Here is an 862-nt window from a genome sequence, read left to right on the forward strand (position 1 = left end):
GCCGCGATCCCCGCCGTCACCCCCGCCTCCACCGCCCTGGCGAAGGACCTCAAGCGGGAAGGACTGCGCTTCGTCGGCCCCACCACGGCGTACGCCCTCATGCAGGCCTGCGGTCTGGTCGACGACCACTTGGCCGACTGTCACGTCCGCGCCGGAGGACACCCGGGGTCGGGGTGACCCGTGCCACCCGGGGCGCGTGCGCCGAACGCCTCTCGCGCGGGAGCCGACGGCCGTAGGGTGACCCCCGGGGGGACGGAGAACGGGGAGGTACCCGATGGTCGTGATACGACGGGCGACGTCACCGGCCGAGGTGATGGCCGCCGCCCACCTGTTCGACGGGCCGGTGCGCCCCGAGTGGGCCCAGCGCTTCCTCAACGAGCCCACCCACCACCTGTTGCTCGCCGACCGCGAGGGCGTGCCCGTCGGCATGGTGACCGGGATGGAGCTGACCCATCCCGACAAGGGCACCGAGATGTTCCTCTACGAGCTGGCCGTGGACCCGGCCCATCGACGCCGGGGGGTGGGGCGCGAACTGGTGGAGGCACTGGGCCGGTTGGCCCGCGAGCGCGGCTGCCACGGCATGTGGGTCGCGGTCGACCCGGACAACCTGCCGGCCCGGGCCGCCTACGCCGCGGCCGGTGTCGTGGAGGAGGGCCCGGCCACGATGATGGCCCGGGACCTGCGGGGACCGGACGACCGGGGAGCCGAGGGGGAGCCCGGCCGCGGGATCGCCGACGCGCACGGGGAGCACCCCGAAGCCGGAGCCGAGCCGGACCGCCGACCGACGGGCTGACCGGGGGCGCGGCCTCCGGCCCCGGGCGCCGCCCCCGGACCGGGTCCCGGCGAGTGACCGGTGAACCCC

2 protein-coding genes are annotated in these 862 nt (G+C 76.1%); both read left to right on the forward strand.

What is annotated here, in order from left to right:
* Window positions 1-177: DNA-3-methyladenine glycosylase I (locus FOE67_RS27195; protein ID WP_182667472.1), on the forward strand; the 177-nt coding region annotated here is incomplete at its 5' end.
* A gap of 97 nt (window positions 178-274) precedes the next feature.
* A complete protein-coding gene (locus FOE67_RS27200) occupies window positions 275-793 on the forward strand; it encodes a GNAT family N-acetyltransferase (RefSeq protein WP_182667473.1) in 519 nt (172 codons plus the stop codon).
* Window positions 794-862: the final 69 nt, after the last annotated feature.

It is taken from the genome of Streptomyces calidiresistens (assembly GCF_014141525.1).
GTDB classification, from domain to species: domain Bacteria; phylum Actinomycetota; class Actinomycetes; order Streptomycetales; family Streptomycetaceae; genus Streptomyces; species Streptomyces calidiresistens.

What these genes read in the sequence shown, in the direction of transcription:
- FOE67_RS27200 (WP_182667473.1), top strand. Translation starts at nt 275, where the DNA reads ATGGTCGTGATACGACGGGCGACGTCACCGGCCGAGGTGATGGCCGCC.